This window comes from Aquincola sp. J276 (assembly GCF_024700035.1).
Taxonomy (GTDB): Bacteria; Pseudomonadota; Gammaproteobacteria; order Burkholderiales; family Burkholderiaceae_C; genus Aquincola; species Aquincola tertiaricarbonis.
In genome coordinates, this window is record NZ_JAJONC010000001.1 from 3,395,860 (window position 1) to 3,419,251 (window position 23,392).

Annotated in this window: 19 protein-coding genes and 2 pseudogenes; 12 read left to right on the plus strand and 9 right to left on the minus strand. The window is 69.1% G+C overall.

What is annotated here, in order from left to right; translation table 11 throughout:
• Nucleotides 1–7 precede the first annotated feature (7 nt).
• The 6 genes and pseudogenes from LRS14_RS15805 to LRS14_RS15830 all read left to right on the plus strand — a co-directional run bounded on the left by LRS14_RS15805 (nt 8) and on the right by LRS14_RS15830 (nt 7,397).
• Nucleotides 8–679 (plus strand): TetR/AcrR family transcriptional regulator, encoded by a 672-nt coding sequence (locus LRS14_RS15805; RefSeq protein ID WP_257800491.1) that lies wholly within the window; start codon nt 8–10, stop codon nt 677–679.
• Nucleotides 680–761: 82 nt separating this feature from the next.
• Entirely contained in the window at nt 762–2,552 is a 1,791-nt protein-coding gene (locus LRS14_RS15810) for an acyl-CoA dehydrogenase C-terminal domain-containing protein (protein ID WP_257800123.1), read from the plus strand.
• An 11-nt stretch (nt 2,553–2,563) separates the two neighbouring features.
• Nucleotides 2,564–3,001: a DUF2147 domain-containing protein gene (locus tag LRS14_RS15815; RefSeq protein ID WP_046110982.1), complete on the plus strand. Its 438-nt coding sequence runs from the start codon at nt 2,564–2,566 to the stop codon at nt 2,999–3,001.
• Between the two features lie 15 nt (nt 3,002–3,016).
• Entirely contained in the window at nt 3,017–5,410 is a 2,394-nt protein-coding gene (locus LRS14_RS15820; RefSeq protein ID WP_257800124.1) for a 3-hydroxyacyl-CoA dehydrogenase NAD-binding domain-containing protein, read from the plus strand.
• A gap of 15 nt (nt 5,411–5,425) precedes the next feature.
• Nucleotides 5,426–6,624: pseudogene (locus LRS14_RS15825) on the plus strand (acetyl-CoA C-acyltransferase).
• Nucleotides 6,625–6,635: 11 nt separating this feature from the next.
• Nucleotides 6,636–7,397 (plus strand): enoyl-CoA hydratase, encoded by a 762-nt coding sequence (locus LRS14_RS15830; protein WP_046110985.1) that lies wholly within the window; start codon nt 6,636–6,638, stop codon nt 7,395–7,397.
• A gap of 27 nt (nt 7,398–7,424) precedes the next feature.
• Here LRS14_RS15830 and LRS14_RS15835 read toward each other — a convergent pair whose 3' ends face one another.
• Nucleotides 7,425–7,814 (minus strand): putative toxin-antitoxin system toxin component, PIN family, encoded by a 390-nt coding sequence (locus tag LRS14_RS15835; RefSeq protein ID WP_310740852.1) that lies wholly within the window; start codon nt 7,812–7,814, stop codon nt 7,425–7,427.
• A gap of 45 nt (nt 7,815–7,859) precedes the next feature.
• The gene (locus LRS14_RS15840; protein ID WP_257800125.1) at nt 7,860–8,108 is read right to left on the minus strand and encodes a DUF2281 domain-containing protein; all 249 of its coding nucleotides are present in this window, start codon (nt 8,106–8,108) and stop codon (nt 7,860–7,862) included.
• A 143-nt stretch (nt 8,109–8,251) separates the two neighbouring features.
• On the opposite strand from LRS14_RS15840, the gene LRS14_RS15845 reads away from it, so the two are divergent.
• From LRS14_RS15845 to otsA, 4 genes are read left to right on the plus strand one after another with little or no spacing between them, the layout of a single operon-like run.
• Nucleotides 8,252–9,382 (plus strand): mechanosensitive ion channel family protein, encoded by a 1,131-nt coding sequence (locus LRS14_RS15845; protein ID WP_257800126.1) that lies wholly within the window; start codon nt 8,252–8,254, stop codon nt 9,380–9,382.
• Entirely contained in the window at nt 9,379–10,194 is an 816-nt protein-coding gene (gene otsB, locus LRS14_RS15850; protein WP_046110987.1) for a trehalose-phosphatase, read from the plus strand. Before LRS14_RS15845 ends, otsB begins: the two co-directional genes overlap by 4 nt.
• The gene (locus tag LRS14_RS15855; RefSeq protein WP_257800127.1) at nt 10,191–11,987 is read left to right on the plus strand and encodes a glycoside hydrolase family 15 protein; all 1,797 of its coding nucleotides are present in this window, start codon (nt 10,191–10,193) and stop codon (nt 11,985–11,987) included. The genes otsB and LRS14_RS15855 overlap by 4 nt, the downstream gene beginning before the upstream one ends.
• 21 nt (nt 11,988–12,008) lie before the next feature.
• Nucleotides 12,009–13,403 carry an alpha,alpha-trehalose-phosphate synthase (UDP-forming) gene (gene otsA, locus LRS14_RS15860; protein ID WP_257800128.1) on the plus strand — a complete coding sequence of 465 codons (1,395 nt, stop codon included), beginning with the start codon at nt 12,009–12,011 and terminating at the stop codon, nt 13,401–13,403.
• Here otsA and LRS14_RS15865 read toward each other — a convergent pair whose 3' ends face one another.
• Nucleotides 13,404–14,480: a serine endopeptidase gene (locus LRS14_RS15865; RefSeq protein WP_257800129.1), complete on the minus strand. Its 1,077-nt coding sequence runs from the start codon at nt 14,478–14,480 to the stop codon at nt 13,404–13,406. It lies immediately after the preceding gene.
• Between the two features lie 17 nt (nt 14,481–14,497).
• Nucleotides 14,498–14,935: an acyl-CoA thioesterase gene (locus tag LRS14_RS15870; RefSeq protein ID WP_046111219.1), complete on the minus strand. Its 438-nt coding sequence runs from the start codon at nt 14,933–14,935 to the stop codon at nt 14,498–14,500.
• Nucleotides 14,936–14,975: 40 nt separating this feature from the next.
• Here LRS14_RS15870 and LRS14_RS15875 point away from each other — a divergent pair.
• Together LRS14_RS15875 and LRS14_RS15880 are read left to right on the plus strand one after the other, a co-directional pair.
• Nucleotides 14,976–16,857: pseudogene (locus LRS14_RS15875) on the plus strand (ABCB family ABC transporter ATP-binding protein/permease).
• Between the two features lie 70 nt (nt 16,858–16,927).
• Nucleotides 16,928–17,695: a type III pantothenate kinase gene (locus tag LRS14_RS15880; protein WP_046110992.1), complete on the plus strand. Its 768-nt coding sequence runs from the start codon at nt 16,928–16,930 to the stop codon at nt 17,693–17,695.
• Between the two features lie 15 nt (nt 17,696–17,710).
• Here the strand turns inward: LRS14_RS15880 and hslU are convergent, their stop codons facing one another.
• From hslU to LRS14_RS15905, 5 genes are all read right to left on the minus strand, one after another.
• Nucleotides 17,711–19,054, minus strand: a complete 1,344-nt coding sequence (hslU, locus tag LRS14_RS15885) for an ATP-dependent protease ATPase subunit HslU (protein WP_257800130.1) — start codon at nt 19,052–19,054, stop codon at nt 17,711–17,713.
• On the minus strand, nt 19,051–19,599 hold the full coding sequence (gene hslV, locus LRS14_RS15890) for an ATP-dependent protease subunit HslV (RefSeq protein ID WP_046110994.1): 549 nt from the start codon (nt 19,597–19,599) through the stop codon (nt 19,051–19,053). The genes hslU and hslV overlap by 4 nt, the downstream gene beginning before the upstream one ends.
• A 73-nt stretch (nt 19,600–19,672) precedes the next feature.
• Nucleotides 19,673–21,475 carry an STAS domain-containing protein gene (locus tag LRS14_RS15895; protein ID WP_257800131.1) on the minus strand — a complete coding sequence of 601 codons (1,803 nt, stop codon included), beginning with the start codon at nt 21,473–21,475 and terminating at the stop codon, nt 19,673–19,675.
• A 23-nt stretch (nt 21,476–21,498) separates the two neighbouring features.
• Nucleotides 21,499–22,158 (minus strand): RNA polymerase-binding protein DksA, encoded by a 660-nt coding sequence (dksA, locus tag LRS14_RS30320; RefSeq protein ID WP_232315229.1) that lies wholly within the window; start codon nt 22,156–22,158, stop codon nt 21,499–21,501.
• 110 nt (nt 22,159–22,268) lie between these two features.
• Nucleotides 22,269–23,312, minus strand: a complete 1,044-nt coding sequence (locus tag LRS14_RS15905) for a GTP-binding protein (RefSeq protein ID WP_046110997.1) — start codon at nt 23,310–23,312, stop codon at nt 22,269–22,271.
• Nucleotides 23,313–23,392: the final 80 nt, after the last annotated feature.

Sequence of the window (23,392 nt, forward strand, 5' to 3'; positions counted from 1 at the left end):
GTCGTCCTTGCAGTCCACCGCCACCGTTGCACCGCCGGCTGCCGCCAAGGCGGGCCGGCCCCCTCTGCAAAAAGGCCAGCAGACCCGCGCCGCCATCCTGGACGCCGCGCTGGGCCTGGCTTCCAGCGCCGGCCTGGAGGGCCTGTCCATCGGCGTGCTGGCCGAGGTCATGCAGATGAGCAAGTCGGGTGTCTTCGCCCACTTCGGCTCACGCGAAGAACTGCAGATCTCCGTCATCCGCGAGTACCACGCCCGCTTCGAGGAAGAGGTGTTCTACCCCGCCATCCGCGAGCCGCGCGGCCTGCCGCGCCTGCGTGCGCTGTTCGCCAACTGGGTGCGCCGCGTGTCGGTGGAGGTGGATTCCGGCTGCATCTACATCAGCGGCGCAGTGGAGTTCGACGACCGCCCGGGCCCGGTGCGTGATGCGCTGGCGGACATGGTGCGGTCCTGGCAGGAAGCGCTGGGGCGTGCCATCCGCCTGGCCATCGACAGCGGCCACCTGCGTGCCGATACCGATGCACTGCAGATGCTTTTCGAAGTACACGGGCTGATCCTGGCGCTGCACCACGACGCCCGGTTCCTGCGCATTCCCGGTGCGGTCGATCGCGCGCGCAACGCCTTCGAACGCATCGTGCAGTTCTACGCCGAGCCGGGCGCCCACGCTCCAGCGGCTCGTTGAAGCACGCGGCGGCGACTCCGCCTGGGCCCGCATTCCGTTTCGTTCCAGTCCAACCGTAGCCACCTGTCGAGGAGACCCGACCATGCCCCAATACACGCCCCCGCTGCGCGACATGCAATTCGTGCTGCATGAGCTGCTCGACGCCACCGGCACGCTGAAGGCGCTGCCCAAGCATGCCGAGGTGGATGCGGACACGATCAACGCGGTGCTGGAAGAAGCCGGCAAGTTCGCGTCGCAGGTGCTGTTTCCGCTGAACCAGGCGGGTGATCGCGAGGGCTGCGTGCTCGACAAGACCACCCACGAGGTGAAGGCGCCCACCGGCTTCAAGGAAGCCTATGCGCAGTACGTGGAAGGCGGCTGGCCTTCGCTGAGCTGCGACCCGGCCTTCGGCGGCCAGGGCCTGCCGGTCACGCTCAACCAGTGCGTGTACGAGATGCTGAACTCGGCCAACCAGGCCTGGACGATGTACCCCGGCCTGTCGCACGGCGCCTATGAGGCGCTGCATGCCCACGGCTCGCCCGAGCTGCAGCAGCGCTACCTGCCCAAGCTCACCAGCGGCGAATGGACCGGCACCATGTGCCTGACCGAGCCGCATTGCGGCACCGACCTGGGCCTGCTGCGCAGCAAGGCCGAGCCGCAGCAGGACGGCAGCTACAGGATCAGCGGCAGCAAGATCTTCATCTCCGCCGGCGAGCACGACCTGGCCGCCAACATCGTGCACCTGGTGCTGGCGCGCCTGCCGGACGCACCGGCCGGCAGCAAGGGCATCTCGCTGTTCGTGGTGCCCAAGTTCATCCCCAACGAGGACGGCTCGCTGGGCGAGCGCAACCCGGTGTATTGCACCGGCCTCGAACACAAGATGGGCATCCATGGCAACGCCACCGCGCAGATCACGCTGGAAGGCGCGCGCGGCTGGATGGTGGGCCAGCCGCACAAGGGCCTGGCCGCGATGTTCGTGATGATGAACGCCGCCCGCCTGGGCGTGGGCAACCAGAGCCTGGGTCTGACCGAGGTGGCCTACCAGAACGCCGTGGCCTATGCCAAGGACCGGGTGCAGATGCGCGCCCTGTCGGGCCCCAAGCGGCCCGAGCTGGCGGCGGACCCGATCATCGTGCACCCCGACGTGCGCAAGATGCTGCTGACCGCCCGCGCCTATGCCGAAGGCGGCCGCGCCATGGGCGCCTACACCTCGCTGCAGCTCGACATCGAGCTGGCCAGCGAGGATGAAGCCGAGCGGCAAGCCGCGGCCGACGAGGTGGCGCTGCTGACGCCCATCATCAAGGCGTTCATCACCGACAACGCCTGGATCGCCACTTCGCACTGCATGCAGGTGTTCGGCGGTCACGGCTACATCGCCGAGTGGGGCATGGAGCAGCTGGTGCGTGATTCGCGCATCAACATGATCTACGAGGGCACCAACACCATCCAGTCGCTGGACCTGCTGGGCCGCAAGGTGCTGGCCGACGGCGGCAAGAAGCTCAAGGCCTTCGGCAAGAAGGTGGCCGCCTTCGTGGAAGAAGAGGGCGTCAACGAGGACATGCAGGAGTTCATCAACCCGCTGGCCGACCTGGGTGACAAGGTGACCAAGCTCACCACCGAGATCGGCATGAAGGCCATGCGCAACCCCGACGAGGTGGGCGCCGCCGCGGTGGATTACCTGCGCGTGACCGGCCACCTGGTGTTCGCCTACTTCTGGGCCCGCATGGCCAAGGCCGCGCTGGCCAAGAAGGACTCGGGCGACCCGTTCTACACCGCCAAGCTGCACACCGCGCGCTTCTACTTCACCAAGCTGCTGCCCGAGACGGCCGGCCTCATCCGCAGCTGCCGCAGCGGCCTGGAGCCGTTGATGGCCATGGACGAAGCCCTGTTCTGAGGAGACGGACGATGAAACGATTCGCCATCGCAGCGCTGCTGTGCGCCGCCGGAGCGGCCTGGGCCCAGGCCACGCCGGCCGGCTTGTGGAAGACGATCGACGACGAGACGCAGCAGGAGAAGTCGCTGGTGCGCATCACCGACAACGGCGGCGTGTTCACCGCGCGGGTGGAGAAGCTGCTCGACCCCACCAAGCAGGACGCGGTGTGCGACAAGTGCGAGGGTGACGACAAGGGCAAGCCGATCCTCGGCCTGGCCATCGTGCGCAACATCAAGGCCAACGCCAAGGACGGCACGGTGTGGGACGGTGGCGAGATCCTGGACCCCAACAAGGGCAAGACCTACAAGGCGCTGCTCAAGCCCATCGAAGGCGGCAAGAAGCTGGAGGTGCGCGGCTACATCGGATCGCCGATGTTCGGCCGTTCGCAGACCTGGCTGCGCGTGGAATAACCGGAGAAGCGACTCATGAACCGATTCAACGTTCGCAAGGTGGCCGTGCTCGGCGCCGGCGTGATGGGCGCGCAGATCGCCGCCCATCTCGTCAACGTCAAGGTGCCGGTGGTGCTGTTCGACCTGCCGGCCAAGACCGGGCCGAAGAACGGCATCGTCACCAAGGCGGTCGACAACCTCAAGAAGCTCAAGCCCGCGCCGCTGGGCGTGCCGGAAGACGCGGTGATGATCCAGCAGGCCAACTACGAGGAACACAGCGAGCTGCTGCGCGACTGCGACCTGGTGATCGAGGCGATCGCCGAGCGCATGGACTGGAAGCTGGACCTGTACCAGAAGATCGCGCCCTTCCTGGCGCCGCATGCGATCGTCGCTTCGAACACCTCGGGCCTGTCGATCACCAAGCTCAGCGAGGTGTTGCCTGAAGAAATCAAGCCGCGCTTCTGCGGCATCCACTTCTTCAACCCGCCGCGCTACATGAGCCTGGTGGAGCTGATTCCCACGCCCACCACGCAGCCCGAGATCCTGGACCAGCTGGAAACCTTCGTCACCAGCGCGCTGGGCAAGGGCGTGGTGCGTGCCATCGACACGCCCAACTTCATCGCCAACCGCGTGGGCATCGCCGGCATGCTGGCCACGATGATCGAGGCCGAGAAGTTCGGCCTGGGCTACGACGTGGTGGACGACCTGACCGGCAAGAAGCTCGGCCGCGCCAGCTCGGGCACCTTCCGCACCGCCGACGTTGTGGGCCTGGACACCATGGCCCACGTCATCAAGACGCTGCAGGACAACCTGGCCGACGACCCGTTCTTCCCCAGCTATGCCACGCCGCCGGTGCTGGCGAAGCTGATCGAGCAGGGCGCGCTGGGCCAGAAGACCGGCGCCGGCTTCTTCAAGAAGGAAGGCAAGAACATCCTGCGGCTGGACGCGGCGCAGGGCACGTATGTGCCGGCCGGCGGCAAGGCCGACGAGATCGTGGCCCGCATGCTCAAGAAGCCCGCGGCCGAGCGGCTGAAGCTGCTGCGTGAATCGAAGAACCCGCAGGCGCAGTTCCTGTGGTCCATCCTGCGCGACAGCTTCCACTACGTGGCGGTGCACCTGGCCGACATCGCCGACTCGGCGCGCGACATCGACTTCGCGATGCGCTGGGGCTTCGGCATGAGCCAGGGCCCGTTCGAGCTGTGGCAGGCCGCCGGCTGGCTGCAGGTGGCCGAGTGGATCAACGAGGACATCGCCGCCGGCAAGACGCTGTCGAATGCGCCGCTGCCGCCGTGGGTGACCGACGGCCCGGTGGCGCGCCTGGGCGGCGTGCACCAGCCCGACGGCTCCTGGAGCGCCCGCCATGCGCGCTTCGTGCCGCGCAGCACGCTGCCGGTGTACCAGCGCCAGCACTTCCCGGAGGCCGTGCTGGGCGCCGGCGCGGTGGAGGCGCTGAAGAGCGGCACCGAGGAATTCCGCAACGACGAGATCCGCGTCTGGTCGCTCGATGGCGAGGTGCTGATCGCCAGCATCACCGCCAAGCTGCACCTGATCAGCCCGCTGGTGACCGAAGGCCTGCTGAAGGCGGTGGAGATCGCCGAGGCAAAGTACCAGGGCCTGGTGATCTGGTCGCCCGACGACGTGTTCTCGGCCGGTGCCAACCTCGAAGCGCTGATGCCGGTCTTCATGAAAAGTGGCGGCAAGGGCATCGCGCCTGAGGAGAAGAAGCTGCAGGACGCGATGCTGCGCATCCGCTATGCCGCAGTGCCGGTGGTGGCCGCGGTGCGTGGCCTGGCGCTGGGCGGCGGCTGCGAGCTGGCGGTGCATTGCGCCCGCCGCGTGGCCGCGATGGAAAGCTACGTCGGCCTGGTGGAAGTGGGCGTGGGCCTGATCCCGGGCGGTGGCGGCCTGGCCTACATCGCCCGCCGCGCGGCCGAGATGGCCGAGAAGGCACCGGGCGTGGACATTTTGGCCTTCGCCAAGGAGGGCTTCACCGCGGCCGCCACGGCACGCGTGGCCACCAGCGCGCTGGAGGCCCGCAAGCTGGGCTGGCTGCTGGAAGACGACATCGTGGTGCCGAACAAGGACGAGCTGCTGTTTGTCGCCAGCCAGCAGGTCAAGGCGATGGCCGCCAGCGGCTGGCGCGCGCCGATGAAGAAGCTGTTTCCGGTGGCGGGCCGCTCGGCCATCGCCACCATCAAGGCGCAGCTGGTGGGCATGCGCGACGGCGGCTTCATCAGCCAGCACGACTTCCACATCGGCAGCCTGATCGCCGAGGTGGTGTGCGGCGGCGAAGTGGATGCGGGCGCGATGGTCAGCGAGGAATACCTGATGGCGCTGGAGCGCAAGCACTTCTGCGCGCTGCTGGACCACCCGAAGACGCAGGAACGCATCATGGGCATGCTGCAGACCGGCAAGCCCGTCCGCAACTGAACGAGGACCGACGACATGAGCCGACAACTTCAAGACGCGTACATCGTCGCGGCCAGCCGCACGCCCATCGGCAAGTCGGGCCGCGGCGTGTTCCGCCACACCCGCCCCGACGACCTGCTGGTGGCCGCCATCCGCGGCGCCATGGCCCAGGTGCCGGGCCTCGACCCCAAGGCCATCGAGGACGCCATCGTCGGCTGCGCGATGCCCGAGGGCGAGCAGGGCCTGAACGTGGCGCGCATCGGCGCGCTGCTGGCCGGCCTGCCCAACACGGTGGGCGGCGTCACCGTCAACCGCTTCTGCGCCTCGGGCCTGACCGCGGTGCAGATGGCGGCCGACCGCATCCGCGTGGGCGAGGCCGACGTGATGATCGCCGCCGGCGCCGAGAGCATGAGCATGGTGCCGATGAGCGGCAACAAGCCCTCGTTCAACCCGGCCATCTTCGAGCGTGACGAGAACATCGGCATCGCCTACGGCATGGGCCTGACGGCCGAGAAGGTGGCGCAGCAGTGGAAGGTCTCGCGCGAGCGGCAGGACGAGTTCGCGCTGCAGTCGCACCTGAAGGCGCTGAAGGCGCAGCAGGCGGGTGAGTTCAACGACGAGATCGTGCCGGTGGAGGTGCTGGACCGCCTGCCCGACCTGGCCACCGGCGAGGTGCGCACCAGCACCCGCACCGTCTCGCTGGACGAAGGTCCGCGGCCCGACACCTCCATCGAGGGCCTGGCCAAGCTGCGCGCGGTGTTCGCCGCCAAGGGCAGCGTGACCGCCGGCAACAGCTCGCAGACCAGCGACGGCGCGGGCTGCCTGATCATCGCGTCGGAAAAGGCGGTCAAGCAGTTCAACCTGCAGCCGCTGGCGCGCTTCGTCAGCTTCGCATCCAAGGGCGTGCCGCCGGAGATCATGGGCATCGGCCCGATCGAGGCCATTCCCGCGGCGCTGAAGTCGGCCGGCCTGTCGCTGGATGCGATGGACTGGATCGAGCTGAACGAGGCCTTTGCCGCGCAGGCGTTGGCCGTCATCGGCAGCGTGGGGCTGGATGCGAGCAAGGTCAACCCGATGGGCGGCGCCATTGCGCTGGGCCACCCGCTGGGTGCCACCGGTGCCATCCGCGCCGCCACGGTGGTGCATGCGCTGCGCCGCCACAACCTGAAGTACGGCATGGTCACGATGTGCGTGGGCACCGGCCAGGCGCCGCAGGCATCTTCGAACGCGTCTGAAGGAGAACCGCATGACCATCAAGACCGCCATCGTCGACGGCGTGGCCACCATCGAGATCGCACGGCCCGAGAAGAAGAACGCGCTGACGCAGGCGATGTACGACGCGATGGCGCAGGCGCTGCGCGACGCACAGGCCGACAACGCGGTGCGCGCGGTGCTGATCACCGGCCAGCCGGGCATCTTCACCTCGGGCAACGACCTGGAGGACTTCATGCAGCGCCCGCCCGCGGGCGAGGAGTCGGCGGTGTTCCGCTTCATGAAGGCGCTGGTGGGCTGCGACAAGCCGGTGATCGCCGCGGTGACGGGCGGGGCCATCGGCATCGGCACCACGATGCTGCTGCACTGCGACTTCGTCTACGTGGCCGACGACGCGCGCCTGGCCATGCCCTTCGTGGGCCTGGGGCTGGTGCCCGAGTTCGCCTCCAGCCTGCTGGTGCCGCAGCTGATGGGCCCGCGCGGCGCCGCCGAGAAGCTGCTGCTGGGCGACCCCTTCACCGGCGAGCAGGCGGTGGAAGCCGGCATCGCCAACGCGGTGCTGCCGGCCGGCGAGGTGCTCAAGCATGCCCGCCGCATCGCCGAGCGCTTCAACACCCTGCCGCCCGGCGCGGTGCGGGAGAGCAAGCAGCTGCTGCGCCGGGCCAACCAGGCCGCGGTGATGGAAGCCATCAGCGTGGAAGCCGAGCTCTTCAGCAAGCGCCTGCGCAGCCCCGAAGCCACCGAGGCCTTCCAGGCCTTCTTCCAGAAGCGGAAGCCGGACTTTTCGAAGTTCTGATCGAGCCTGTGCGACTCGACGGCCGCGTCAGTACGCGGTCTGCGCGTCGATCCGGGCCAGCGCCTGTGCTGCCGTCAGGATGGGGATGCCTGCATGGCTGCCCAGCGGCAGCAGATCCCGCTTGTCGCCCGAAGCGATGAGGTCCGCCGCACCCGCCACTGCCGCGGCGATCACGTGATCGTCGTCGGCGTCGGTCGGCACCACCCGGGGGACCGCCACCGGCGATACCACCACCGACAAGCGTCGCAGGTCACGCACGATGGCCTGCGGTGTCAGCCCCGCTTGCCAGAGGCGGGCTGCGAATTTCTCGCGTTGGAGCACGTCGAGCAACTCCGCCAGCAGCACGTCGCTCGTGCAGAGTTCAAACACCCGTGCACGTGCTGCATCGAGCAGGCGGCGTGGCAGTCCTGCCGAGATAACCCCTCAGACGAGCAGGTTGGTATCGAGAACGATCCGCACCGCTCAAGAACCGGTTGAGCGCTGGGTTCTGCGGCTCTCACGGCTGGCCGCGATCTCGGCCTCGATCTCGTCGTCCGACATGGGCGCGAGACCCAGGGCGTCGAGCTTGGCCAGGCCCTCGGCCAGGCGGGCCGCCGCGGCGGCTCGCTCCTCGCGCGCGGCCAGGAATTCCACGAAGTCGACGACCTCGGCCACCCGCTCGGGCGGCAGCTTCTTGAGCTTTTCCAGCAGGTTCGCCTCGATCGTCGTCATCGCCGTTCTCCTGAATGACCGCTGCAGCCGAGGCCGCCCGACTGCATCATCGCCGAACGCGCGCGACGATGCGTAACACCCGGGGAACCCCGGCCACCCCATCCGGTCGCACCTTGCTGCATTGCAACAAAGGAGGGTGTCGGATGGAATTTTTGCCGATCTTGTGGCGGCCCTGGCTGCAGCCGCTGCTGGCGGCCAGCGTGGTGGTCATTGCGGCGCTGGCGGTGCACCGGCTGGGCCGGATGGTGTTGCGGCGGATCACCCGCTCCCTGCCGGTGGCTTCCGCGGTCGTGCGGCAGATCGATGCGCCGGCGCAATGGGTGCTGCCGCTGGCCGCACTGCAGGTGGTGTGGCAGGGCGCGCCGGATGCGCTGCCGCTGGTGGGCTCGCTGCGGCACCTCAATGGCGTGCTGCTGATCGCGGCCATCACCTGGCTGCTGTCGCGCGCGGTGCGGGGCGTGGCGCTGGGCGTCATCGACCTCTATCCGGCCGACGTGCAGGACAACCTGCATGCCCGCCGCATCCACACCCAGGCCCGCGTGCTCGCCCGCACCGTGATGGTGGCGGTGATGCTGGCCGGCCTGGCGATGATCCTGATGACCTTTCCCGGCGCGCGGCAGCTGGGCGCCAGCCTGCTGGCCTCGGCCGGCGTGGCGGGCCTGGTGGTCGGCATCGCGGCGCGGCCGCTGTTCAGCAACATGATCGCCGGGCTGCAGATCGCGCTGGCGCAGCCGATCCGCATCGACGACGTGCTGATCGTGGAAGGCGAATGGGGCCGGGTGGAGGAGATCACCGGCACCTACGTGGTGCTGGCCATCTGGGACCAGCGGCGGCTCATCATCCCGCTGCAGTGGTTCATCGAGCACCCGTTCCAGAACTGGACGCGCAGCACCTCGCAGATCATCGGCACCGTGTTCCTGCATGTGGACTATGCGATGCCGCCGGCGCCGCTGCGGGCCGAGGCGCAGCGGCTGTGCGAGGCCTCGCCGCACTGGGACGGCCGGCTGTGCCTGCTGCAGGTGACGGAGGCCGGCGAGCGCACCATGCAGTTGCGCGTGCTGGTCACCGCCACCGATTCCGGCAAGGCCTGGGACCTGCGCTGCGAGGTGCGCGAAGGCCTGCTCACCTTCATCCAGCGCCACCATCCGCGGCATCTGCCGCAATGGCGCAGCCAGCGGCTGGAGCCGGAAGTGGTGCCGCACGGCGACGAAGCCTTCCGGGCACGTCAATCGCCCGGAGAAGCGGTGCCTGCCACCGTTTCGCCCGCGCCATGACCCCTGACCAGACCCCACCGCCTGCCCAATCCGAGCGCATCGCGCCGCCACCGCTGCCGCCGCATGCCGCGCTGTTCATCGACTTCGACGGCACGCTGGCCCCGCTGGCGCCGCGGCCGCAGGACGTGCAGGTGCCCGGCTGGGTGCTGCCCACGCTGCAGCACCTGCACGGCGCGCTGGACGGCGCGGTCGCGGTGGTCAGCGGCCGACCGGTGGCGCAGATCGACGGCTTCCTGGCACCGCTGGTGCTGCCGGCCGCCGGTGTGCACGGGGTGGAACGGCGCGGCAGCGACGGCCTGCTGCGGGTGGAGGCGGCCGAGCCGCCCGCGCCGCTGGTGGCCGCGGCGCAGGCGCTGGTGGCGCAGCACCCCGGCCTGCTGTTCGAGCCCAAGACCGGCGGCTTTGCGCTGCACTACCGCTCGCGACCGCTGCTGGGCGAGCTGTGCCACGACACCTTGCAGGCGGCGCTGGGTGCGCTGCCGCAGGCGCTCACCTGGCAGATCATGGCCGGCCACTGCGTGTACGAGATCAAGCAGCGCAAGGTGTCCAAGGGCGTGGCGCTGGTGGCGCTGCAGGCCGACGAACGCTTCACCGGCCGGCTGCCGGTGTACGTGGGCGACGACGTGACCGACGAGGACGGCATCGCCGCCGCGCAGGCGGCCGGCGGCTTCGGCGTGCGGGTGGGCCCGGGGGCTACGCAGGCACGCTATTGGCTGGAAGACATCGATGCCGTCTCGCGGTGGCTGGGGGAGGCGGTGCGCCGTTTGCCCGCGCCGGGTGGCGGCAGCCCGCCACCCCAGCCCCTCGCATGACACCACCGGCCACGCTGAACCTCGGCATCATCGGCAATTGCTCGATCAGCGCGCTGATCGACGACCAGGCGCGCATCGTCTGGTGCTGCTACCCGCGCTACGACGGCGACCCGGTGTTCCATGCGCTGCTGGATTCGGCCCAGGGCCTGCAGCCCGACGGCAGCTGGCAGGTGTGCCTGGAGGGCCAGGCGCGCAGCGAGCAGGCCTACGAGGACAACACCGGCGTGCTGCGCACCCGGCTGTTCGACGCCGATGGCGGCGCGGTGGAGATCACCGACTTCGCGCCCCGCTACATGCTGCACGGCCGGCCCTTCCGGCCGTTGACGCTGGTACGCCGGGTGCGGGCGCTGCAGGGCGCACCGCGGGTGCGCATCGTGCTGCGGCCACGCAGCGACTATGGCGCCGAGGCGCCGCAGGTCACCCGCGGCAGCGACCACATCCGCTACGTCGGCAGCGAATCGACGCTGCGGCTGACCACCAATGCGCCGATCACCTACGTGATCGACGAGACGCCGTTCACGCTCACGCAGCCGATCAGCATGATCCTGGGCCCCGACGAGGCGGTGCATGCCGCCATCGAGGAAACGGCCCGGCTGCTGGAGGAGCACACCATCGCCTACTGGCGCGCCTGGGCGCGCGCGCTGGCGGTGCCGCTGGAATGGCAATCGGCGGTGATCCGCGCCGCCATCACGCTGAAGATGTGCCTCTATGAGGACACCGGCGCCATCGTCGCCGCGATGACCACCAGCATCCCCGAGGCGCCGGGCAGCCAGCGCAACTGGGACTACCGCTTCTGCTGGATCCGCGACGCCTTCTTCGTGGTGCGGGCGCTCAACAGCCTGTCCGAAGTGGACACGATGGAGGACTACCTGCGCTGGCTGCGCGACGCCATCGGCGACATGGCCGGCGGCCATGTGCAGCCGTTGTACGGCATCGGGCTGGAGCATGAGCTGGTGGAGCGCGAGCTGCCACATCTCTCGGGCTATCGCGGCCACCGGCCGGTGCGGGTGGGCAACCAGGCGTACGAGCACTTCCAGTTCGACGTGTACGGCAACATCGTGCTGGGCGCGGCCCAGGCCTTTCACGACACGCGGCTGCTGCGCCGCGGCACGCTGCAGGAATTCAACCTGATGGAAGCGGTGGGCGAGCGCGCCTTCGCCATCCACGACCAGCCCGACGCCGGCATGTGGGAGCTGCGCACGCGCAGCGAGGTGCACACCTCCTCCGTGCTGATGAACTGGGCCGCCTGCGACCGGCTGGCCAAGATCGCCGTGGTGTTCGGCCTGCACGACCGCGCCGCGCTGTGGCACGAGCGGGCCGACATCATCCGCGACAAGATCCTGCGCCATGCCTGGAGCGACAAGCGCCAGGCGTATGCCGCCACCTTCGGCGGCCATGAGCTGGACGCCAGCGTGCTGCTGATGGCCGAGGTGGGCATCCTCGATCCGACCGACCCGCGCTTCGTCTCGACGGTGGATGCGCTGGAGGCCGCGCTGTGCGACGGCCCCTTCATGCGTCGCTACGAGGCGCCCGACGACTTCGGCCGCCCGGAGACGGCGTTCAACATCTGCGCCTTCTGGCGCATCAATGCACTGGCCCGCATCGGCCGCACCGCGCAGGCGCGCGAGATCTTCGAGGCGCTGCTGGCCAGCCGCAACCCGCTGGGCCTGCTGTCCGAGGACACCCATCCCGCCACGGGCGAGCTGTGGGGCAACTTCCCGCAGACCTACTCGATGGTGGGCATCGTGAATGCCGCGGTGCGCCTGTCGGCGCCGTGGGATTCGCGGATCTGAAGCTTTGGAGGAGGAAGTACCGTGTCCCGTCTCGTAGTGATATCCAACCGCGTGAGCGACCCGCGCAAGGTGGCCGCCGGCGGCCTGGCCGTGGCCCTGGGCGATGCGCTGGCCACCAGCGGCGGCCTGTGGTTTGGCTGGAGCGGCAAGATCGTCGAAGGCGGCGCCTCCGGCGAAGGCGAGCTGCACCAGCAGCGTGCCGGCAATGTGGAGCTGGTGACCATCGACCTCTCCCGCGAGGACCACGACACCTACTACACCGGCTACTCCAACCAGGCGCTGTGGCCGGCCTTCCATTACCGGCTGGACCTGGCCGACTTCGGCAGCGGCTTCTTCGCCGGCTACCAACGCGTCAACCGCCTCTTCGCGCGCAAGCTGGCGCCGCTGCTGCGCGACGACGACGTGATCTGGGTGCACGACTACCACCTGATCCCGCTGGCCTCGGAGCTGCGCTCGCTGGGCTGCAGGCAGCGCATCGGCTTCTTCCTGCACATCCCGCTGCCGCCACCGCCCATCCTGGCCGCCATCCCGGGGCACGAGTGGCTGATGCGCTCCTTCTTCGCCTACGACCTGGTGGGCCTGCAGACGCATGAGGACGCCGATCACTTCGCACGCTTCCTGGTGGGCGAGGCCCATGCCGAGCGCCTGCCCGACGGCCGCTTCAGCGCCTACGGCCGCACGATGCGGGCGCAGGATTTCCCCATCGGCATTGACGTGGACGAGTTCCAGGGCCTGGCCGAGTCTGCCGAATCCCGCGAGACCGAGGCCACGCTCAAGCAGCAGTACGCGCACCGAAGGCTGCTGGTGGGCATCGACCGGCTGGACTATTCCAAGGGCCTGCCGCGCCGGCTGCGCGCCTTCCGCGAGCTGCTGGACAACTACCCCGAGAACCGCAACAGCGCCACGCTGATCCAGATCGCCAGCCCCACGCGTGAAAGCGTGGACGCCTACGCCGACATCCGCCACGAGCTGGAAGGCCTGGCCGGCGAGATCAACGGCACCTACGGCGAGCTGGCCTGGATGCCGATCCGCTACATGCACCGCACCTGGGCCCGCAAGCGCCTGCCCGGCCTGTACCGCGCCGCCAAGGTGGCGCTGGTCACGCCGCTGCGCGACGGCATGAACCTGGTGGCCAAGGAGTACGTGGCCATGCAGGACGAGGACGACCCCGGCGTGCTGGTGCTGTCCCGCTTCGCCGGTGCCGCCGAGCAGATGCGCGAGGCGCTGCTGGTCAACCCCTACGACATCCCCGCCACCGCCCAGACCATCCAGCGCGCGCTGCAGATGCCGCTGGCGGAGCGGCGCGAGCGGCATGCCGCGCTGCTCAAGCGCATCCGCGAGTACGACGTGCATGCGTGGCGGAAGGACTTCCTCGGCGTGCTGGCCGAGGCCGCACCGCCGCCGCCGGTGGTGTGATCAGGCTGCCGCCGCCCCCGCTGGCGGCAGCGACCCGCCCTCGGCCCGCGTGCCGCACTTCGGGCAGTAGTGGAAGAACGCGTTCTTGCGCGTGCTGCAGGTGCCGCAGCGGTCGAACAGGCCCAGCCCGCAGTGCACGCAAAAGTCGGGTTGAACGTCGCCGGTGGTCAGCACCGCGCGTTCGCAGGCCGGGCACACGCCACCAGCCAGGCGCTTGAGCGCGGCTTCGGTGCCCAGGGCCTGGCGGCGCTGCTGCTCGCTCTGCTGCTCCACCTCCGCCCGGCGCGCCAGGTAGCGGCGCATCGCCTTGACCAGGTAATGGCCGGCCACGCCGGTCAGCAGCACGCCCACGCCGTAGCGCACGTAACTGCCGTAGCTGGGCAGGTAGGGCACCAGCTCGAAGAAGAAGGTGAAGGCCGCGAACAGCACGAAGCCGCGCATCAACGGCCAGTAGTCGCTGCCGCGCTTGCGCGCGACCAGCCAGCCGGCGATCAGCAGCAGCGGCAAGGTGAGCGCGAGCCGCAGGCCGAATACGCGCAGCTCCTGCGCCCGCATCGCGCTGCGCCACGCTTCCTGCGCATCGGCCAGCAGCGCGCTTTCCGTGGCCTCGCTGGCCAGGCGCGCCTGGCGGGTGTCCAGCAGTGCCTTGTCCAATGCCTCCACCGCGGCCTGGGCCTGGCGTTCCCGGGTCTTCAGCGTGTCCAGTTCGCGGGTGCGCTGGATGACCTGGGGGTCCTGCTGCGGATCGGTGGTGGCGGTGCGGGTGGCCAGCCAGTTGCCGTAGGCCGAGCGGGCCGACTGGTAGGCATTGGTGGCGGCCTGCAGCGCCAGCTGGGCCTGCTCGCGCTGCTCCCGCAGCTCGGTGCTGCGGCGGTCCAGCTGCTGCTGGCCAGTGCGGGCTTGCTGCAGCGCGGCCTTGTCGGCCACGAAATCCTCGACGGTGATCTGCGTCTCGACCTTGGGCAAGTCGGCCACCAGGTTGCCGCCCAGCCCCACGAGGAAGCCGGCGAAGGCCAGCGACACCAGCCACATCACCAGCCGGAACAGCCGTTCCGGCACTCGCAGGGCCTTGAACATCGGTGCTCAGGCCGCCATCAGGCCGCGGGCGGGCGCGGCACCGGCCGCGGCTTGCCTTCGGCATCGGTGGCCACGTAGGTCAGCGTGGCCTCGGTGACCTTCACCACCTCTTCCTGCGGCCGCAGGCGCTGGGCATACACCTCCACGTCCACGGTGATGCTGGTGTGGCCGATGCGCACGATCTCGGCATAGAAGCTCAGCAGGTCGCCCACGCGCACCGGCTGCTTGAACACGAACTCCTTCACCGCGACAGTGGCCAGCCGGCCCTGGGCAATGCGCGAAGGCAGGACCGCACCGGCCAGGTCGACCTGGGCCATCACCCAGCCGCCGAAGATGTCGCCGTTGCCGTTGACGTCGGCCGGCATCGGGATGACACGCAGCACCAGCTCCTTGTCGTCGGGCAGCTGCAAGGGCGTGGCGGCCGGCGGCGCACTGGAATCGGTGGAGTTGGGCATCATCGGGCTCTTCTGTTCTTCGAAAAATCATTCTCACACGATGCGCGCCGCCGCCAGCTCGTCCCACATGCCGCCTTCGGCCGCTGCCGATCCCACGCAGCGCCGCTCCGATTGGGGCACCCTGGCCCGCCTGCTGCCCTACCTGTGGCAGTACCGCTGGCGGGTGGGGCTGGCGCTGTCGTTCCTGATCCTGGCCAAGGTGGCCAACGTGGGCGTGCCGCTGCTGCTGAAGGAGCTGGTGGACCGGCTGTCCATCCAGCCCGGCTCGGTGCAGTCGATGCTGGTGGTGCCGGTGGGGCTGCTGGTGGCCTACGGGCTGCTGCGGCTGTCCACCTCCCTGTTCACCGAGCTGCGCGAGCTGGTGTTCGCCAAGGCCACCGAAGGCACCACCCGCAGCATCGCGCTGCAGGTGTTCCAGCACCTGCATGCACTGAGCCTGCGCTTCCACCTGGAGCGCCAGACCGGCGGCATGACGCGCGACATCGAGCGCGGCACGCGGGCGGTGCAGTCGCTGTTCTCGTACTCGCTCTACAGCATCCTGCCCACGCTGATCGAGATGGTGATGGTGCTGACGCTGCTGGGCGTCAAGTTCGATGCCTGGTTCGCCGGCATCACGCTGGTGGCGCTGCTGCTGTACATCGGCTTCACCGTGGCGGTGACCGAATGGCGCACGCAGTTCCGCAAGCAGATGAACGAGCTGGACTCCAAGGCGCACAGCCGGGCCATCGACTCGCTGCTGAACTACGAGACGGTCAAGTACTTCAACAACGAGCAGTTCGAAGCCCGCCGCTACGACGAGAGCCTGAACAACCTGCGCCGGGCCGCGGTGAAGAGCCAGCGCACCCTGTCGCTGCTCAACACCGGGCAGCAGCTCATCATCGCCGCCGCGCTGATCGCCATGCTTGTGGCGCGCCACCGAGGGCGTGGTGGCCGGCCGCATGACGCTGGGCGACCTGGTGATGGTCAACGCCTTCATGATCCAGCTGTACGTGCCGCTGAACTTCCTGGGCGTGATCTACCGCGAAATCAAGCAGGGCCTGGCCGACCTGGACAAGATGTTCCTGCTGCTGGAGCGCGAGCGCGAGGTGGCCGACGTGCCCGGCGCGCCGCCGCTGCAGGTCACCGAGGGCCGCGTGCGCTTCGAGCAGGTGAACTTCGCCTACGACGGCGTGGCCGGCCCGCAGGGCGCGGCGGCGCACCGGCCCATCCTGCACGACGTGAGCTTCGAGATTCCGCCCGGCAAGACGGTGGCGGTGGTGGGCCCGTCGGGCGCGGGCAAGAGCACGCTGGCCCGGCTGCTGTACCGCTTCTACGACGTGGACGCCGGCGCCGGCCGCATCACCATCGACGGGCAGGACATCCGCCAGGTGACGCAGGCCAGCCTGCGCGCGGCCATCGGCATCGTGCCGCAGGACACCGTGCTGTTCAACGACACCGTGGCCTACAACATCGGCTACGGCCGGCCGGAGGCCTCGCAGGCCGAGATCGAGGGCGCGGCCCGCGCGGCGCACATCCACGACTTCATCGCCAGCACGCCCAAGGGCTACGACACCATCGTCGGCGAACGCGGCCTGAAACTGTCCGGCGGCGAGAAGCAGCGCGTGGCCATCGCCCGCACGCTGCTGAAGAACCCGCCGATCCTGATCTTCGACGAGGCCACCTCGGCGCTGGATTCAGCCAACGAGCGCGCCATCCAGGCCGAGCTGCAAAGCGCCGCGCGTGGCAAGACGGCGCTGGTGATCGCGCACCGGCTGTCCACCGTGGTGGATGCGCACGAGATCGTCGTGATGGAGCAGGGACGCGTGGTGGAACGTGGCCCGCATGCGGCGCTGCTGGCGCTGGACGGCGTGTATGCCCGCATGTGGCGGCTGCAGCACAGCCAGGCGGCCACCGAGGCACCGGGCCAGACCACCCCCGCGTAAGCCCGGGGTTGCCGGAGGCGGGCGGCATCGGACCATTCGGCACAATCGCGCGTCCCTTTCCCCTTGCGCCATGAGCTTCCTCGCCATCGACATCGGCAATACCCGCTTGAAGTGGGCGCTGTACGCATCGCCCGCGCCGGGCGCCGCCTTGCTGGAACACGGCGCGGCCTTTCTTGAAACCATCGACGAGCTGGCCGAGGGCGCATGGGCCAGGCTGCCGCATCCCACCAGCATGCTGGGCTGCAACGTGGCAGGTGACGCGGTGCGCCGCCGCGTGGAGGAGCAGCTGGAGCTGTGGGACTTCACGCCGCGCTGGGTGGTGCCCGGCGCGCACGAGGGCGGCATCGTCAATGGCTACGACCATCCCAGCCGGCTCGGCGCCGACCGCTGGACTTCATTGATCGGCGCGCACTGGCACATGCGCTCGCGCGGCTCGCACCGGCCGGTGCTGGTGGTGATGATGGGCACCGCGGTGACGGTGGATGCGCTCACGCCGGACGGCCGCTTCCTCGGCGGCATCATCCTGCCGGGCCACGGCATCATGCTGCGCGCGCTGGAGAGCGGCACCGCCGGCCTGCGCGTGCCCACCGGCGAGGTGCGCGAGTTCCCGACCAATACCTCCGACGCGCTCACGAGCGGCGGCACCTTCGCCATCACCGGCGCCATCGAGCGCATGCACAGGCACCTGCGCACCCGCACGGGCAAGACGCCCATCGTGCTGGTGACCGGAGGTGCCGGCTGGAAGGTGGCGCCCGACCTGGACGTCGACCATGAGCTGGTCGAGTCCCTGATCTTCGACGGACTGCTGGTGATGCAGTCCCATCGCCTGGCGTTGTAGGGTGCAATCTGCGCGCTACAGGATGTAGCGCGACAGGTCCTCGTTCTGCGACAGCTCCGACAGCTTGCCGTCCACCGCCGCGCCATCGAGCGTGACGGTCTGGCCGCTGCGGTTGGGCGCGTCGAAGCTCACCTCGTCCAGCAGCCGCTCCATCACGGTGGACAGGCGCCGCGCGCCGATGTTCTCGGTGCGCTCGTTCACGTCGAAGGCGATCTGCGCCAGGCGGCGGATGCCGTCGGCGGTGATGTCGAGCTTCACGCCCTCGGTCGCCAGCAGGGCCTCGTACTGCTTGACCAGGCTGGCATGCGTGCTGGTGAGGATGGCCTCGAAATCGTCGACGGACAGCGAGCCCAGCTCCACCCGGATGGGGAAACGGCCCTGCAGCTCCGGAATCAGGTCGCTGGGTTTGGTGAGGTGGAACGCGCCCGAGGCGATGAACAGGATGTGGTCCGTCTTCACCATGCCGTACTTGGTGTTGACGGTGGTGCCTTCGACCAGCGGCAGCAGGTCGCGCTGCACGCCCTGGCGCGAGACCTCGGCACCGCCGCCGTGCTCGCTGCGCGAAGCCACCTTGTCGATCTCGTCGATGAAGACGATGCCGTTCTGCTCGGCGTTGTGCAGCGCGGCGGTCTTGATGTCGTCCTCGTTGACCAGCTTGCCCGCTTCCTCGTCGACCAGCAGCTTGCGCGCCTCGCCGATCTTCACCTTGCGCGTCTTGCGCTTGCCCGCGCCCATCTGGGAGAACAGGCCCTTGAGCTGCTCGGCCATCTCCTCCATGCCCTGCGGACCCATGATCTCGAGCTGCGGCTTGGCCTCGGCCAGGTCGATCTCGATCTCCTTGTCGTCCAGCGTGCCCTCGCGCAGGCGCTTGCGCATCACCTGCCGCGCGGTGTTGTCGGCCGGCGGCGCGGCGGCGGTGGTGTCGAAGCCCACGGCCGGCGTGCGTGCCAGCGGCACCAGGATGTTGAGGATGCGGTCCTCCGCCGCGTCTTCGGCGGCGCTGCGCTTGCGCCGTACTTGCAGTTCGCGTTCCTGCTTGACGGCCATGTCCACCAGGTCGCGGATGATGCTGTCCACGTCCTTGCCCACGTAGCCCACCTCGGTGAACTTGGTGGCTTCCACCTTGATGAAGGGCGCGTCGGCCAGCCTGGCCAGGCGGCGCGCGATCTCGGTCTTGCCCACGCCGGTGGGGCCGATCATCAGGATGTTCTTGGGCGTGATCTCGGCGCGCAGCTTCTCGTCCACCTGCTGGCGGCGCCAGCGGTTGCGCAGCGCGATGGCCACGGCCCGCTTGGCATTGCCCTGGCCGACGATGTGGCGGTCCAGCTCGGAAACGATCTCTTGCGGGGTCATGCTCATCCGAGCACCTCGATGGTGTGGCTCTGGTTGGTGTAGATGCACAGGTCGCCGGCGATCACCAGCGCCTGCTTGACCACGTCCTGCGGCGGCAGTTCGGTGTGCTCCAGCAGCGCCTTGGCCGCGGCCTGTGCATACGGGCCGCCGGAGCCGATGGAAATGATGCCGTTCTCGGGCTCCAGCACGTCGCCGTTGCCGGTGATGATGAGCGAGGCCTGGCGGTCGGCCACCGCCAGCATGGCTTCCAGGCGGCGCAGCACGCGGTCGGTGCGCCAGTCCTTGGTCAGCTCGATGGCGGCGCGCACCAGGTGGCCCTGGTGCTTCTCCAGCTTGGCTTCGAAACGCTCGAACAGCGTGAACGCATCTGCCGTGGCGCCGGCAAAACCGGCCAGCACCTGGTCGCGGTAGAGCTTGCGCACCTTGCGGGCGGTGGATTTGACGACGATGTTGCCGAGCGTGACCTGCCCGTCGCCGCCGAGCGCGACCAGGTTGCCACGTCGCACGCTGACGATGGTGGTGCCGTGAAACACCGGGGTTTGTGAGTCCATGGAGTGCATCTGGCGTTGCGGGGCCGGCATTCAAGCGCCGGCCGGGTAAAGCGCGCCGGGGGGACGCGCCTGTCTAGTTGTTGCGGACCTTGACCCGGGCGTGCTCGTTGATGCCCATGGCACCGAAGAACAGCGCCACCAGGCGGTGCGCATCGGCGAACACCACTTCGCGGTTCTCGCTGCGCTTGGCGAGCACCCAGTTCAGCAGGTCGCCGGCCGCGATGAAGTCGACCCGGATCAGGCGGTTGCAGTTCACCGTCACCACCGCGGCGCTGCCCAGCTGCTGGTCCAGCACCCGCAGCGTGGGGCCGATGTCGCTCACCAGCTGGCCCGACAGCTCCACCGTGGCCATCTGCACGCCATGTGCATCGTCCAGCAGGCCCGATTCGAGGAAGCTGGTGGACACCTCGCTGACCTGCGACATCGACGGCGCCTGGGTGCTGTGGCCGCTGCTGCGCAGCCGCAGCTTGCAGCGCACGCGCTCCCACGACGGCGGGGACACCTCGTAGGTCACGCAGTAGTCGATGGCGACCTCGTCGAACTGGTCGGCGCGGTTGGCCAGGCGCAGCGCGTCCAGCCGGGCCACCCAGTAGGCCGGGTCGGCATCGCGCACGCCGGTGGGTGCGGCTTCGGCCAGCACCTGCAGCAGGCGGTCGCCGCCCAGCCAGCGCATGTCCAGCGGCTCCTCGGCCCACTGGCGAAACATGCCCGACAGCAGCACCGCGGCCTCGGCATCCACCTGCTGCAGCGGTGCCCAGTCGAACACCCAGGGCAGCGGCATCTGCAGCGTCTGCGCGCGCAGGCGCACCACGGCCTCGGCATCCAGCAGCGCCGGAGCAGTCCAGCCGACGGCGGGCGTGGCGCTGCGCAGCGTGGCAGGGCGATCGTTGGCGGCGGCGGCCTCGGCCACCAGGCGCGGCATCGAGAACCACTGCGGCGCCGACCAGCCGAAGCGCTGGGCATATTCCACCGCCAGCTGCTCGAACTTGTTCTGCTGGCCAGTGGCACGGTAGAGGTCGAACAGCACCAGCCAGGTCTCGCCATGCTCCAGCCGGCTGCCCTGGCTGCCGGTGAGCTGGGCGAGCGAGTCCTCGCACTGCGCGAAGTCGGCATTGGCGAAGGCGATGACGGCCTCGTCCAGTTCGGGGTCGTGCACCGCCTCGCTCACTTCCACGGCAAAGGCGCCGCCGAAGTCGGTCTGCGGGCCGCCGGGAGCGTGGGCCGCCGGCGGGCTGGCCGGCACCGACGTGCGCGGCGGCCACTCGGCAGGCACCGGCTGTGAGCCGGACAGCGGCGGCAGGCCCGGGGCCATCACCGCATGGCTGGGCACGCCCGCCGGGCGCTCGGGTTCCAGGCGGGGCAGCGGCGGCTCGGCCGGCGGCAGCGCGCCGGGGCGGGTGCGGCCGGGGTGCGGCAGGTTGTCCATCACCGCCGGCATCGTGGTGCGGGCGGACAGAGGTCCGGCACGGGTGTCGCCCACGGTGCCGGGGCGGGTGCTGGCGCCCATGCGGCCGCTGCCCACCATCTGCTGCTCGATCTCGTCGATCTTCGCCTTGACGCCGCCTTCCGGCCGTGCCGAGGCATGGTGCTCGGACACCCGCGCGTCGGAATCGTCGAGCCGCGACGAGCCGCCCAGGGCGGCCAGCTGCTCGGGCGACAGGCCCTCGCGGCGCAGCTTGCGCAGCATGTCGAACTCGCGCTTGCGCACGAAGTCGTTGCGGCGCTTGCGCTCCACCATCGCCTTCAGCTCGGAGCGCTCGATCTCGAGCGCGCCGTCCTCGGGCTGGCGTGAATTGAGGTCGGACCAGTCGGTGGCCGGATTGGCCACGAAGCGAACCACCTTGCGGAAGAAGCTTTCGTCCTTGGGGTCCGCCATGAACCTGCCTTCGGGTCGGTCGGTCAGTCGCCGAACATCTTCTGCTTCATCTCTCGGCGCTGCTGCGCCTCGAGAGACAGCGTGGCGGTGGGCCGCGCCAGCAGCCGGCCCAGGCCGATGGGCTCGCCCGTCTCGTCGCAGAAGCCGTATTCGCCGGAATCGATGCGGGCGAGCGACTGCGAGATCTTCTTCAGCAGCTTGCGCTCGCGGTCGCGGGTGCGCAGCTCCAGCGCATGTTCTTCCTCGATGGTGGCGCGGTCGGCCGGGTCGGGGACGATGGAGGTGTCTTCGCGCAGGTGCTCGGTGGTTTCACCGGCATTGCTCAGCAGGTCGTCCTTCAGGCCCACCAGGCGGGCGCGGAAGAACTCCAGCTGCTTGTCGTTCATGTACTCATCGTCCGGCATCGCCAGCAGCTCCGGCTCGGTGAGTTCACGCCCGCTCTTGGTCTTCCAGGCATTGGCCAGTTTGGGGTCGTGCTTGACGGGGGCTTTGACGGTGTCCATGTCCTGATCTGAATACGTTCGGGCGGGCGGCTTCGCTGGCGCGAAGCGGTCTGCGAAGCGGCTGGCGCTGTCATTGGGCAGCGGGGCGGCCACGGGGGCAGCGGCAGCTGCCTTGCTGGCCCGGGTCGCGGGCTTGGCGGAGGCCTCGCGGCGCTCGCTCTTGGCCGGTGTCTTGCTCACTTCGCACTCCTCTTCACGGTATTTGTATCCGCTGCGCAGGCCGAGGTGCGAGGGATCGCCTCCTCGGGGCGCGCGGATTGTAGCCACGCCCCTGGGGGGTCAATCGTCCTTCACACGAGGCACTGCGACAGCCCTTGCTCGAGGATCTCGCGCGGCAGGTCGATGCCGATGAAGACCATCTTGTTCTGACGCTTCTCGCCCGGCATCCACTTCGGGCCCAGGTCGCTGCCCATCAGCTGGTGCACGCCCTGGAAGATCACCTTGCGGTCGCTGCCCTTCATGAACAGCACTCCCTTGTAGCGAAGCAGCTTCGGCCCGTACACCTGCACGATGGAGCCGAGGAAATCCTCGAGCTTGGTCGGGCTGAAGGCACGGTCGGAGCGGAACACGAACGACTTCACATCGTCGTCATGGGCATGGTGGTGCGGATGGTCGCAGTGCTCGCCGTGCTCATGATCGTGGTCGTGATGATGGTGCGCATGGCCATCGTCCGCCGTCAGGAAATCAGGGTCGATTTCCAGCTTCGTATTCAGATTGAAGCCCTTCAGATCGAAGATCCTGTCGAGCGACACCTCGCCGAAATGCACCCGGCTCTGCGGCGCGCGTGGGTTCATGTGCTTGATGCGATGGGCCAGCGCGTCGGCCGAGGCCTCGTCCACCAGGTCGGTCTTGCTGATGAAGATCTGGTCGGCGAAGCCGATCTGGCGGCGCGCCTCCTGGCGGTCGTTCAGCTGCTGGTCGGCATGCTTGGCATCCACCAGCGTCAGCACGGAGTCGAGCAGGTAGCTCTCGGCCACCTCGTCGTCCATGAAGAAGGTCTGCGCCACCGGGCCGGGGTCGGCCAGGCCGGTGGTCTCGATCACCACGCGGTCGAACTGCAGCTCGCCCTTGCGGCGCTTCTCGGCCAGGTCGGCGAGCGTGGAGCGCAGGTCCTCGCGGATCGTGCAGCAGACGCAGCCGTTGTTCATCTGGATGATCTGCTCGCCCTCGTTGGACACGAGGATGTCGTTGTCGATGTTCTCTTCACCGAACTCGTTCTCGATCACGGCGATCTTCTGGCCGTGGGCTTCGGTGAGCACACGCTTGAGCAGCGTGGTCTTCCCGCTGCCGAGGAAGCCGGTGAGGATGGTGGCGGGGATCAGACCTTTGGACATGGCAGGCGCTCGGTGGCTGGATGTACGACAACCGCCTCAAATGGGGGCGGGCGACTGTCCTGCAAGTGGGCGGGTGTGTC

Coding starts and splice junctions, on each gene's coding strand:
- LRS14_RS15830 (WP_046110985.1), top strand. CDS start 6,636: ATGACCATCAAGACCGCCATCGTCGACGGCGTGGCCACCATCGAGATC.
- LRS14_RS15855 (WP_257800127.1), top strand. CDS start 10,191: ATGACACCACCGGCCACGCTGAACCTCGGCATCATCGGCAATTGCTCG.
- LRS14_RS15905 (WP_046110997.1), bottom strand. CDS start 23,312: ATGTCCAAAGGTCTGATCCCCGCCACCATCCTCACCGGCTTCCTCGGC.
- hslV (WP_046110994.1), bottom strand. CDS start 19,599: ATGGACTCACAAACCCCGGTGTTTCACGGCACCACCATCGTCAGCGTG.
- LRS14_RS15895 (WP_257800131.1), bottom strand. CDS start 21,475: ATGGCGGACCCCAAGGACGAAAGCTTCTTCCGCAAGGTGGTTCGCTTC.
- LRS14_RS15870 (WP_046111219.1), bottom strand. CDS start 14,935: ATGCCCAACTCCACCGATTCCAGTGCGCCGCCGGCCGCCACGCCCTTG.
- LRS14_RS15820 (WP_257800124.1), top strand. CDS start 3,017: ATGAACCGATTCAACGTTCGCAAGGTGGCCGTGCTCGGCGCCGGCGTG.
- otsB (WP_046110987.1), top strand. CDS start 9,379: ATGACCCCTGACCAGACCCCACCGCCTGCCCAATCCGAGCGCATCGCG.
- LRS14_RS15815 (WP_046110982.1), top strand. CDS start 2,564: ATGAAACGATTCGCCATCGCAGCGCTGCTGTGCGCCGCCGGAGCGGCC.
- LRS14_RS15845 (WP_257800126.1), top strand. CDS start 8,252: ATGGAATTTTTGCCGATCTTGTGGCGGCCCTGGCTGCAGCCGCTGCTG.
- LRS14_RS15880 (WP_046110992.1), top strand. CDS start 16,928: ATGAGCTTCCTCGCCATCGACATCGGCAATACCCGCTTGAAGTGGGCG.
- hslU (WP_257800130.1), bottom strand. CDS start 19,054: ATGAGCATGACCCCGCAAGAGATCGTTTCCGAGCTGGACCGCCACATC.
- LRS14_RS15810 (WP_257800123.1), top strand. CDS start 762: ATGCCCCAATACACGCCCCCGCTGCGCGACATGCAATTCGTGCTGCAT.
- LRS14_RS15865 (WP_257800129.1), bottom strand. CDS start 14,480: ATGTTCAAGGCCCTGCGAGTGCCGGAACGGCTGTTCCGGCTGGTGATG.
- LRS14_RS15840 (WP_257800125.1), bottom strand. CDS start 8,108: ATGACGACGATCGAGGCGAACCTGCTGGAAAAGCTCAAGAAGCTGCCG.